Genomic DNA, 11,510 nt, shown 5'->3' on the forward strand with positions numbered 1-11,510 from the left:
GCGGCTCATGACGGAAAAAAGTTAAACTTCAGCCCTCGCGCTCCACCTCGGCCGCCGCGATGGCGGTCAGGTTCAATATACCCCGTGCCGTCACGCCGGGCGTCAGAACATGGACAGGCTGCGCCAGCCCCACCAGCATTGGCCCCACCGTGGGCGAGCTGGACGAAGCCGACAGCGCGGTCAGCGTGATGTTCGCCGCGTCCAGATTGGGCATGACCAGCAGATTGGCCGGCCCCTCGAACCGCGAATCCGGGATCAGCCGCTCGCGCAGTCCCTGGCTGAGCGCGGCGTCGGCGTGCATTTCGCCATCAACCAGCAATTCCGGCGCGGCCTTCTTCACCAGCTTGAGCGCTTCCCGCATTTTGCGCGCGCTGGGCGAATGCGACGCCCCGAAATTGGAGTGGGACAGCAGCGCCACCCGCGGCGTCAGGCCGAAATGCTTGAGCTCCGTCGCACCCAGCAGCGCCATTTCCGCGATCTGCTCCGGCGTCGGATCGGGCACCATATGGGTGTCCGTGATGAACAGCGCGCCCGCGTCCAGGATCAGCCCCGACAGCGCATAGACGCGGCTGTTGCCGGGCGTGCGGTCGATGATGCGCAGCACATGCTCGACCTCTCCCCAATATTCGCTGTTGCCGCCGACCAGCGCGGCATCGACCCGCCCGGTGCGCAGCAGCATGGCGGCAGTCACGCTGGGCCGCCGATAGACATGGCGCACCACCTCGTTGGAGGATACGCCGCGCCGCGCCGCGACAGCGCGGTAAGCTTCAACCAGCTCACCCATCAGCAGATGGTCGGTTTCGGGATCGACCACTTCGACATCGCGGTCCAGTTGGAAACGCAGCCCCAGATCGGGCAGCTTCTGGTCCAATATCCGCCGCCGCGCCACGATCACCGGGCGGACGATGCCTTCGTCCAGCGCGTCCTGAATGGCGCGCAGCACGCGCTCATCCTCGCCTTCCCCGTAAGCGATGCGCCGCTGGGCGCCTCGCGCCGCTTCGAACACCGGCAGCATCAGTTGCGCCGAACGCGTGTTCTGCTGCGTCAACTGGCGCTTGTAGACTTCAAGGTCGAGCTGCTTCTTGGCGACGCCGCTGTCCATCGCCGCCTTGGCGACGGCGCAGGCGATCTCCGCGATCAGGCGCGGGTCGAAGGGGGTGGGGATGATGTAATCCGGCCCGAAGACCAGCTTGCGCCCGCCATAGGCCTGGGCGACGCTGTCATGGGCGGGCATGCGGGCGAGGTTGGCGATGGCGTCGGCGGCGGCGACCTTCATCGCCTCGTTGATCTCGGTCGCCCGCGCGTCCAGCGCGCCCCGGAAGATATAGGGGAAGCAGAGGACGTTGTTGACCTGATTGGGATAGTCCGACCGCCCCGTCGCGATGATGGCGTCGGGGCGCACGTCCCGCGCCGCTTCGGGGCGGATTTCCGGCTCCGGATTGGCGAGCGCGAAGATCAGCGGGTTGGGCGCCATCAGCGGCAGCCATTCGGGCTTCAGCACGCCCGGCGCCGACAGGCCCAGGAACAGGTTCGCGCCAGGCAGCACGTCGGGCAAGGTCCGCGCATTGGTGGTGCGGGCATAGCGGGCCATGTTCGGCAACATGCCCTCGCGCTCCGAATGGATGACGCCATCCTTGTCGGTCAGCGTCACATTCTCTTGTCGAAGCCCCATCGACACCAGAAGATCGACGCAGGCCAGCGCCGCCGCGCCTGCCCCGGACGTGACGAGCTTCGCATCGGCCAATGTCTTGCCCTGCAACACCAGCGCGTTGCGCACGGCCGCCGCGACGACGATGGCGGTGCCATGCTGATCGTCGTGGAAGACCGGGATGTTCATCCGCTTCTTCAGCTCCGCCTCGATGGCGAAGCATTCGGGCGCCTTGATGTCCTCCAGATTGATGCCGCCGAAGGTCGGCTCCAGCAGGGCGACGGCTTCGATGAATTTTTCCGGGTCGGTGGTGTCGACCTCTATGTCGAACACGTCGATGTCCGCGAATTTCTTGAAGAGGACAGCCTTGCCCTCCATCACCGGCTTGGAGGCGAGGGCGCCGATGGCTCCCAGGCCCAGCACCGCCGTGCCGTTGGAGATCACCGCGACCAGATTGCCGCGCGCGGTATAGTCCATCGCCTTTTCGGGATCTTCGGCAATGTCGACGCAGGGCGCGGCGACGCCGGGCGAATAGGCCAGCGCCAGGTCGCGCTGGTTGACCATGCGCTTGGTCGGTTCGATCCGCAGCTTTCCGGGTTGCGGATAGCGGTGATAGTCTAGGGCGGCGCGCCGGGTGTTTTCGTCCATGGAAGGGCCTCTAAAGTGATTTGGCGCGAAATGGAACATTGCGCGGCTCGGAAATCACGCTTCAAAAATGCGGCTTTTCCGCGGGGGCAATGGCCGAACGTTCCCAAGGCGGGCTGGGGGCATATAGTCCGACAAGAAAATCGACGAAGGCGGTGATGGCAAGGGGCGGATTATTCTGCGGCAGATGAACGGCATAGAGGCCGACGTCCGCCGATCCTTCATGATCCGGCATGATCTGCCGAATATCGCCATGTTCCAGCGCATCGCTCACGTCCCATAGCGAACGCAGCGCGATTCCCACGCCGGAAAGCGCCAGTTCCCGCACCATTTCGCTGCTGTTGGTGCGGACATGGCTGTCGCCTTCGATGGAGGTCGCGCCCTTCGGCCCGATCAGCCGCCAGGGCAATTGCCCCTCCGCCGCGAGCAGGCGATGCTTTTTGAGATCGCCAATCGTCTCCGGCACGCCGAACCGCTCCAGATAGCCGGGCGCTGCGCACAGCACCCGCCGGTTCGTCGCCAGCCTGCGCGCCGCCAGCCCCGGCCCCGGATCGGCGCTGATGCGGATGGCCAGGTCTGCCCGCGTCGCCAGCAGGTCAGCATAGTCGTCCGACAGGTCGATCTGCATTCGCACCTTGGGATGTGCCTCCAGAAACCGGCCCAGATAGGGGGCGACATGCATCCGCCCGAAGGAGGTCGGCGCGGATACCCGCAGCGTCCCCGTCGCCTCCGCCGAAACGCCGGACACGCGCCGCTCCGCCTCATCCAGCGCCGCCATGATCGCGCGCAGGTCTTCGTGCAGCCTTTCGCCCGCCGGGGTCAGCGCCAGCCGCCGCGTCGTCCGGTGGATCAGCCGCGTGCCCAGCCGCTCCTCCAGCCGCACCAGCCGCTTCGACACCATGGCGGGCGAGATGTTCAGCCGCCGCCCTGCCGCCGCCATGCCGCCTTCGTCGACGATGGTCGCGAACAGGTCATAATCCGGGTCCATCATTTATTTCACCAGAGGAAAATCTGAATTTGAATAACATCGTCTACCGAACATAATGCAATCCGTCTATGGTCCCGCGCCAAAGGAGATCACCCCCATGACCAGCATGACCGACCGCGCCGGCCTGAAGGTTGCGCAGCCACTCGCCAGCTTCATCGAGGATCGCGCGCTTCCCGGCGCGGGCATCGACGCCGCCGCCTTCTGGCAGGGCGCCGCCGCGATCTTCGCGCAATTCGCCCCGGAAAACGCCGCGCTGCTGGCCAAGCGCGACGCGATCCAGGCGCAGATCGACGCCTGGCATCAGGAAAGGGCAGGGCAGCCCCTCGACGCCGCCGCCTATCAGGGCTTTCTGCGCGACATCGGCTATCTCGTCCCCGAACCCGCGCCGTTCCAGATCGGCAGCGAGAATGTCGACGATGAAGTCGCCCGTCTCGCCGGGGCGCAGTTGGTCGTCCCGATCCTCAACGCCCGCTTCCTGCTGAACGCCGCCAATGCGCGCTGGGGCAGCCTCTATGATGCGCTCTACGGCACGGACGCCATTCCCGGCGCGGCGGCGGGGAAGGGCTATGACGCGGCACGCGGCGCGCAGGTCATCGCCTGGGCGAAGGCCTTCCTGGACGAAGCCGTCCCGCTCGCCAACGGCTCCTGGGCAGACCTTGCCAGCGACGACATCCAACTGGCCGATCCCAGCCAATATCTCGGTCGGAGCGAGAAGGGCTGCCTCTTCCGCCACAACGGCCTGCATATCGAAGTCGTCTTCGACCGCTCGCACGCCATCGGCCAGAACGACCCGGCGGGCATAGCCGACGTCATCCTCGAATCGGCCCTGACGACCATCTGCGACCTCGAAGACTCGGTCGCCGCCGTCGATGCGGAGGACAAGGTCGCCGCCTATTCCAACTGGCTCGGTCTGATGCAGGGCGACCTTGTCGACACGTTCGAGAAGAACGGCGCCATGATGACCCGCGCCCTCAATCCCGACCGCGGCTACACCGCGCCGGACGGCAGCGCCTTCACCCTGCCGGGCCGCAGCCTGCTGTTCGTCCGCAATGTCGGCCATCTGATGACCACGCCGGCCGTCCTGCTTGCCAATGGCCAGGAAGCGCCCGAAGGTATTCTCGACGGCATCGTCACCACGCTGATCGCCCTTCATGACCTGAAGCGGGAAGGCGGCAACAGCCGCACCGGCAGCGTCTATATCGTCAAGCCGAAGATGCACGGCCCGGAGGAAGTCGGCTTCACCAACCGCCTGTTCGACGCCATCGAAGACCTTCTGGGCCTCAACCGCCACACCCTGAAGGTCGGCGTCATGGACGAGGAACGCCGCACTTCAGCCAATCTTGCCGCCTGCATCGAGGCGGTGAAGGGCCGCATCGTCTTCATCAACACCGGCTTCCTCGACCGCACCGGCGATGAAATGCACACGTCGATGCGCGCCGGCCCGATGATCCGCAAGGGCGAGATGAAGACCAGCGACTGGATCACGGCCTATGAGGACCGCAACGTCCAGATCGGCCTTGCCTGTGGCCTCTCCGGCCGCGCCCAGATCGGCAAGGGCATGTGGGCCGCGCCGGACCGCATGGCCGACATGCTCGACCAGAAGGTCGGCCATCCGAAGAGCGGCGCCAACACCGCCTGGGTTCCGTCCCCCACGGCGGCGACGCTGCACGCGACCCACTATCACCGCATCGACGTCTTCGCCCGCCAGGCCGAGCGCAAGGCCGAAGCCATCGCGTCGCTCGACAAGCTGCTGACCATTCCGGTCGCGCAGCCGGGCCGCAACTGGTCGGAAGAGGAAATCGCCCAGGAACTGGACAATAACGCCCAGGGCATCCTTGGCTATGTCGTCCGCTGGATCGACCAGGGCGTCGGCTGCTCCAAGGTGCCCGACATCCACGACATCGGCCTGATGGAAGACCGCGCCACGCTGCGCATCTCCTCGCAGCATATGGCGAACTGGCTGCTTCACGGTGTTTGCACGACGGAACAGGTCGATGCCGCCTTCATCCGCATGGCCGCCAAGGTCGACGCCCAGAATGCAGGCGATCCGCTCTACCAACCGATGAGCGGCAATCCTTCCAGCCTCGCCTGGCAGGCCGCGCGCGCTCTGGTCTTCGAAGGCGTTGCCCAGCCCAACGGTTACACCGAACCGTTGCTCCACAAATATCGCGCGCTGGCGAAGGCGGTGGCCTAAGCCCACGCGGGACCCCGGGCTTGACCCGGGGTCCCGCTTCTTGAAACTGGACGCAACGCAGAAGAGAAAGCGGGACCCCGGGTCAAGCCCGGGGTGACGAAATGGGGACTGTCCCCTAACCGCCCAATCCCCAACCCAAATCCCCACACACCCCAGCTTGCCAATCCCCCCGCGAAGAGGCACCCAATGCCGATGCCTCTTCTCCACCGCCGCCACCTCATCCAGCAAGCCGCAGCGCTCACCGGCCTGCTCCTCGCCAGCCCGCGCCTCTTCGCGCAGGAACGCGCCGCCGAGTCGCTGAAGCCCATCACGACCGACGCCGTCCCCATCGGCCGCGAGGAACGTGCCGCGCGCCTGACCCGCGCCCAACAAGCCATGCGCGCCCAGAATATCGGCGCGCTCCTGATCGAACCCGGCGCCAGCCTCATTTATTATACCGGCGTCCGCTGGTGGCGCAGCGAGCGCCTGACCGCCGCCATCATCCCGGCGGAAGGCGCCCCTATTATCGTCTGCCCCTTTTTCGAACGCCCCTCGGTCGAGGAATCGCTCGGCATCGAAGCGGAAACCCGCGTCTGGCAGGAACATGAAAGCCCCTATGCCGTCATCGCCGCTTATCTGAAGGAAAAAGGCCTCACCCAATCCCGCATCGCCATAGAGGAAAGCGTCCGCTATTTCGCCGTCGACGGCCTCCAATCCGCGCTCCCGCAAGCCCGGATCGTCCGCGACCCCGTCACCCGCGCCCTGCGCATGCGCAAGACGCCTGCCGAAATCGCCCTGATGCAGAAGGCCGCCGACGTCACGCTGGCCGCCTATCGCTGGACCTATCCCCGGATCAAGACCGGCATGCCCCGCCAGGACGTCGTCGCCCTGATGGACGCCGCCACCACGGCGCTGGGCGGCAAGACCGAATTCAACCTCATCCTGCTGGGCGAAGCCGCCGCCTATCCGCATGGCAGCGGTAAGCCCCAGAAAGTCACCCCCGGCGAAGTCGTCCTCATGGACTGCGGCTGCACGGTCGAGGACTATCAATCGGACATCAGCCGCAGCTTCGTCCACGCGACCCCGCCCACACCCCAGCAACGCAAGGTCTGGAACCAGGTCGCCCAAGGCCAGAAAATCGCCTTCGCCGCCGCCAAAATCGGCGCGCCCGCAGGCACGGTCGATGACGCCGTCCGTACCTATTATGAAAGCCTCGGCTACGGCCCCGGCTATCAACTGCCCGGCCTGTCCCACCGCACCGGTCACGGCATCGGCATGGAGGGCCACGAACCCGTCAACCTCGTCCATGACGAGAAAACACCCTTGGCGGAAGGTATGTGCTTCTCCAACGAACCCGGCCTTTACCTCCCCGGCATCATGGGCATCCGCCTAGAGGACTGCTTCCACATGACCGCCACCGGCCCGGCCTGGTTTTCCAAGCCGCCTGTCTCAATCGAGAACCCCATCGACTGATATTCAGATAAACGACGAAAAGCCCCGCTTGTGCGTTGGAGCGCTTCCCACTAAATCGCCCGCATGACCTCGACCAATGACATTCGCCGCTCCTTCCTCGACTATTTCGGGGCCAACGGCCACACCATCGTTCCGTCCGCGCCTCTGGTGCCGCACAACGACCCGACGCTGATGTTCGTCAATGCGGGCATGGTGCCGTTCAAGAATGTCTTCACCGGCCTCGAATCCCGCCCCTACAACAAGGCGACGTCCAGCCAGAAGTCGGTCCGCGCCGGCGGCAAGCATAACGACCTCGACAATGTCGGCTACACCGCGCGCCACCACACTTTCTTCGAAATGCTGGGCAATTTCAGCTTCGGGGACTATTTCAAGGAACAGGCGATCACCCACGCCTGGACCCTGCTGACCAAGGAATGGGGCATTCCGGCGGAAAGACTCACCGCCACCGTCTATCACACCGATGACGAAGCCTTCGACCTGTGGAAGAAGATCGCCGGCCTGCCCGAACACAAGATCATCCGCATCCCCACCAAGGACAATTTCTGGGCGATGGGCGACAGCGGCCCCTGCGGTCCCTGCTCGGAAATCTTCTACGACCATGGCGACCATATCTGGGGCGGCCCTCCGGGAAGCCCGGAGGAGGATGGCGACCGCTTCGTCGAGATCTGGAACCTCGTCTTCATGCAATATGAGCAGGAAGCGAACGAGATCGTCAGCGAACTGCCCAAGCCCAGCATCGACACCGGCATGGGCCTGGAACGCATCGCGGCGGTCCTGCAGGGCGTCCACGACAATTACGACACCGACACCTTCAAGGCGCTGATCGAGGAATCGGGCGCGTTGACCAGGACCGCCATCGACGGCGAGTTCAAGGCCAGCCACCGCGTCATCGCGGATCACCTGCGCTCGACCAGCTTCCTGATCGCGGACGGCGTGCTGCCCGCGAACGAGGGCCGTGGCTATGTCCTGCGCCGCATCATGCGCCGCGCCATGCGCCACGCCCACATCATCGGCGCCAAGGAGCCGTTGATGCACCGCCTGGTGCCCAGCCTCGTCTCCGAAATGGGCGGCGCCTATCAGGAACTGGTCCGCGCCCAGCCGCTGATCGAGGAAACCCTGTTCCGTGAGGAAACCCGTTTCCGCAAGACGCTGGAAAACGGCCTGAAGCTGCTTGACGAAGCCACCGGCGACTTGGCTGAAGGCGGCACGCTCCCCGGCGAAACCGCATTCAAGCTCTACGACACTTACGGCTTCCCCTATGACCTGACCGAAGATGCGCTGCGCTCGCGTGGCCTTGGCGTCGACCGTACCGGCTTCGACAAGGCGATGGCCGAGCAGAAAGCCGCCGCCCGCGCCGCATGGAAGGGGTCGGGCGAAAAGGCGTCGGACGAAATCTGGTTCGACATTGCCGAAAGCACCGGCAGCACCGAGTTCATCGGCTACACCGCCACCGTGGGCGAGGGCGAAGTCCTCGCGCTGGTGAAGGACGGGGCCCGCGTCGATGCCGCAGGGCCGGGCGATGAGGTCACCATCATCACCAACCAGACGCCCTTCTACGGCGAAAGCGGCGGCCAGATGGGCGATGCCGGCACGATCAGCTCGCAGGCGGGCCTTGTCGCGGACGTCGAGGACACCGCCAAGCCGCTGGGCCGCCTCCACGCCCATAAGGCGAAGGTCGGCGCGGGCAAGATCAAGGTTGGCGACACGGTGCACCTGAGCGTCGACACCCGCCGCCGCGACCGCATCCGCGCCAACCACAGCGCCACCCATTTGTTGCACGCCGCGCTGCGCAACGAACTGGGCGCGCATGTGACGCAGAAGGGCAGCCTCGTCGCGCCAGACCGCCTGCGCTTCGACTTCTCGCACCCCGAAGCGCTGACCCACAGCCAGATCGCCGCCATCGAATCCCAAGTCAACGAGCAGATCCGCCACAATGAAGCGGTGACGACTCGCCTGATGACCCCCGACGATGCGATCGCGGCAGGTGCCATGGCCCTGTTTGGTGAAAAATATGGCGACGAAGTCCGCGTCCTGTCGATGGGGAAGGGCGACGCGCACAGCTATTCGGTCGAACTGTGTGGCGGTACCCACGTCCGTGCGACTGGCGACATCGCGATCCTCAAGATCATCTCGGAAAGCGCCGTCTCGTCGGGCGTCCGTCGCATCGAAGCGCTGACTGGCGAAGCGGCGCGCCTCTGGCTCTCCGACCGCGAGGACCGTCTGCGCCAGTCCGCCGCCGCGCTCAAGACGACGCCGGAAGAAGTCCCCGCCCGCATCGCCGCGCTGGTCGAACAGAGCCGCAAGCTCGAACGCGAATTGGCCGAAGCGAAGAAGGCGCTGGCGCTGGGAGGCGGCGGTTCCGCCCAGGCCGCGGGCCCGGAAAAGATCGGCGCGATCAACTTCATCGGCCAGATCATCGAAGGCCTCGATCCCAAGGAACTGCGCGGCCTGGTCGATCAGAACAAGGCGACCCTGGGCAGCGGCGTCTCCGCCGTCCTCGCCGTGGTCGACGGCCGCGCAACCATCGCCGTCGGCGTCACCGACGACCTTGTGGGAAGCATCAGCGCCGTGGACCTGGTCCGCTCCGGCGTCGAAGCCTTGGGCGGCAAGGGCGGCGGCGGCCGCCCCGACATGGCGCAGGGCGGCGGCCCTGAAGGCGACAAGGCTGAGGCTGCGATCGAGGCGGTCAAGACCGCGCTAACCAACGTCCCAGCCTAACCGAAGCGCCAGTACATCCCGGGGAGGCTGGAAGGGAGTCACCTGCCTCCCGTGAATGGTAGGCACGAGTGACGCGAACCCTTCTGTCCGTTAAGGGTGGATTTCTGTCATTCCCCCTCCCGCAGGCGGGAGGGGGCTAGGGGGTGGGTTCGCGCAACACCAGCGGCGATTTTCAACGGCTAAGCTGGAAGCTCGCTGCGCTCGCACCCACCCCTAACCCTTCCTGCCTGCGGGAGGGGAATGTCTTGGATTGGCCATTTTCAGACCCTCTTCGGCCCTAAACCCGAATGACTGGCCAAGGATCATGCGTGACCCAATGGCCACAGCGTCCTCAAAAACCATCCTATTCCTCCAACAGCACAGGATTGCGCCTGTCCTATTCCGCGCCAACAAGCCTATCACGCCCTTCTTTGAAAAATCCGATGCATCGCGCCATCACGCATACGCGCGCGCAGGCACGCGCGGGTCGTGCCCCCGGTGATGGTGTAGCTCGGCGGTTAGCGAAGCTGACCGGACGCGCGCTCATCGATCAAGCGCAGTAGCGGCCGGTCAGTTTCGCGGGTGGCCATCGGAGATCTCGGATAGATTTGGGTTGCGAGACTCAAGCTATGGAGATCCCGATGACCAAGGAGATGATGGACGTTCAGGCGCTGCTGGGAAAGAGCGCCGACAGCGATTTTCTACGCGAGATGATCGGCTTTGCGGCGCAGCGGCTGATGGAACTCGAGGTCGGTGGGCTGACGGGTGCCGCTTATGGCGAGAAGAGCGCGGAGCGGCAGGCCCAGCGCAATGGCTACCGCGATCGGGATTGGGAGACGCGCGCGGGCACGGTCGAGCTGCGCATCCCCAAGCTGCGCACCGGCAGCTATTTCCCTGGCTTCCTGGAGCCCCGCCGGCTGGCCGAGAAGGCGCTGACGGCGGTGATCCAAGAGGCGTATATCCAGGGCATCTCGACGCGCTCGGTCGATGATCTGGTCAAGGCGCTTGGCATGAGCGGCATCTCCAAGAGCCAAGTCAGCCGCCTTTGTCAGGAGATCGACCAGCGGGTGAAGGCGTTCCTCGATCGGCCCATCGAAGGCGACTGGCCCTATCTCTGGGTCGACGCCACCTACCTTAAGGTCCGGCAGGCGGGGCGGATCGTCTCGGTGGCGGTCACCATCGCGGTCGGCGTCAACAGCGATGGTCGCCGCGAGGTGCTGGGCATGGCGATCGGTGCATCGGAAGCCGAAACTTTCTGGACCGACTTCCTGCGCAATCTGGCGCGGCGAGGCCTGCGCGGCGTGAAGCTCGTCATCTCCGACGCGCATGAGGGTATCAAGGCGGCGGTGTCGCGCGTCTTCAACGCCACCTGGCAGCGCTGCCGCGTGCATTTTGCCCGCAATGCCATCGCTCATGCCGGGCGGAGCCGGAACCGTGTCGTCTCCGCGCTGATCGCCACCGCGTACGCCCAGGACACCGCCGAGGCCGCCAAGCTCCAGTGGCGCAAGGTCGCTGATCAACTCCGACCGGCGGTGCCCAAGCTGGCCAAACTGATGGACGACGCCGAACAGGACGTGCTGGCTTACATGTCCTTCCCGCCGCAGCATCGCACGAAGTTGCATTCGACCAACCCGCTCGAGCGCCTCAATGGCGAAATCAAGCGGCGCACAGAGGTGGTCGGCATCTTCCCCAACGACGACGCCATCACCCGCTTAGTCGGGGCTATCCTGCTGGAACAAAATGACGAATGGGCGGTCCAGCGCGCCCGCTACATGACACTGGAAAGCGTCGCCCAAATCGGCGATGATCCGTACGTCACGCTGCCGCCCATGGGTGCGTGATCAACCCGGCTCTAGCCGGAGATCGCCATGGCTACGCCGGCGAAC

6 protein-coding genes are annotated in these 11,510 nt (G+C 65.4%); 4 read left to right on the forward strand and 2 right to left on the reverse strand.

Annotation, left to right across the window (positions count from 1 at the left end):
• Positions 1 to 28: 28 nt before the first annotated feature.
• Entirely contained in the window at positions 29 to 2,296 is a 2,268-nt protein-coding gene (locus HUK72_RS03975; protein WP_176595634.1) for an NADP-dependent malic enzyme, read from the reverse strand.
• A 61-nt stretch (positions 2,297 to 2,357) separates the two neighbouring features.
• On the reverse strand, positions 2,358 to 3,284 hold the full coding sequence (locus tag HUK72_RS03980; RefSeq protein ID WP_176595635.1) for a LysR family transcriptional regulator: 927 nt from the start codon (positions 3,282 to 3,284) through the stop codon (positions 2,358 to 2,360).
• Between the two features lie 94 nt (positions 3,285 to 3,378).
• Between HUK72_RS03980 and HUK72_RS03985 the strand changes: the two genes are divergently transcribed.
• The 4 genes from HUK72_RS03985 (at position 3,379) to HUK72_RS04000 (ending at position 11,465) form a co-directional block, all read left to right on the forward strand.
• Positions 3,379 to 5,475 carry a malate synthase G gene (locus HUK72_RS03985; protein WP_176595636.1) on the forward strand — a complete coding sequence of 699 codons (2,097 nt, stop codon included), beginning with the start codon at positions 3,379 to 3,381 and terminating at the stop codon, positions 5,473 to 5,475.
• 192 nt (positions 5,476 to 5,667) lie between these two features.
• Positions 5,668 to 6,927 (forward strand): Xaa-Pro peptidase family protein, encoded by a 1,260-nt coding sequence (locus tag HUK72_RS03990; protein WP_176597734.1) that lies wholly within the window; start codon positions 5,668 to 5,670, stop codon positions 6,925 to 6,927.
• A 63-nt stretch (positions 6,928 to 6,990) separates the two neighbouring features.
• Positions 6,991 to 9,645 (forward strand): alanine--tRNA ligase, encoded by a 2,655-nt coding sequence (alaS, locus tag HUK72_RS03995; protein WP_176595637.1) that lies wholly within the window; start codon positions 6,991 to 6,993, stop codon positions 9,643 to 9,645.
• Positions 9,646 to 10,265: 620 nt separating this feature from the next.
• Positions 10,266 to 11,465, forward strand: coding sequence for an IS256 family transposase (locus HUK72_RS04000; RefSeq protein WP_176595638.1), 1,200 nt, complete (start codon positions 10,266 to 10,268; stop codon positions 11,463 to 11,465).
• Positions 11,466 to 11,510 lie beyond the last annotated feature (45 nt).

The organism is Sphingobium sp. 15-1, assembly GCF_013375535.1.
Classification (GTDB): domain Bacteria; phylum Pseudomonadota; class Alphaproteobacteria; order Sphingomonadales; family Sphingomonadaceae; genus Sphingobium; species Sphingobium aromaticivastans.

Bases quoted from the DNA above. Each gene is read 5' to 3' on its own strand.
- HUK72_RS03980 (WP_176595635.1), bottom strand. From the start codon at position 3,284: ATGATGGACCCGGATTATGACCTGTTCGCGACCATCGTCGACGAAGGC.
- HUK72_RS04000 (WP_176595638.1), top strand. From the start codon at position 10,266: ATGACCAAGGAGATGATGGACGTTCAGGCGCTGCTGGGAAAGAGCGCC.
- alaS (WP_176595637.1), top strand. From the start codon at position 6,991: ATGACCTCGACCAATGACATTCGCCGCTCCTTCCTCGACTATTTCGGG.
- HUK72_RS03990 (WP_176597734.1), top strand. From the start codon at position 5,668: ATGCCTCTTCTCCACCGCCGCCACCTCATCCAGCAAGCCGCAGCGCTC.
- HUK72_RS03985 (WP_176595636.1), top strand. From the start codon at position 3,379: ATGACCAGCATGACCGACCGCGCCGGCCTGAAGGTTGCGCAGCCACTC.
- HUK72_RS03975 (WP_176595634.1), bottom strand. From the start codon at position 2,296: ATGGACGAAAACACCCGGCGCGCCGCCCTAGACTATCACCGCTATCCG.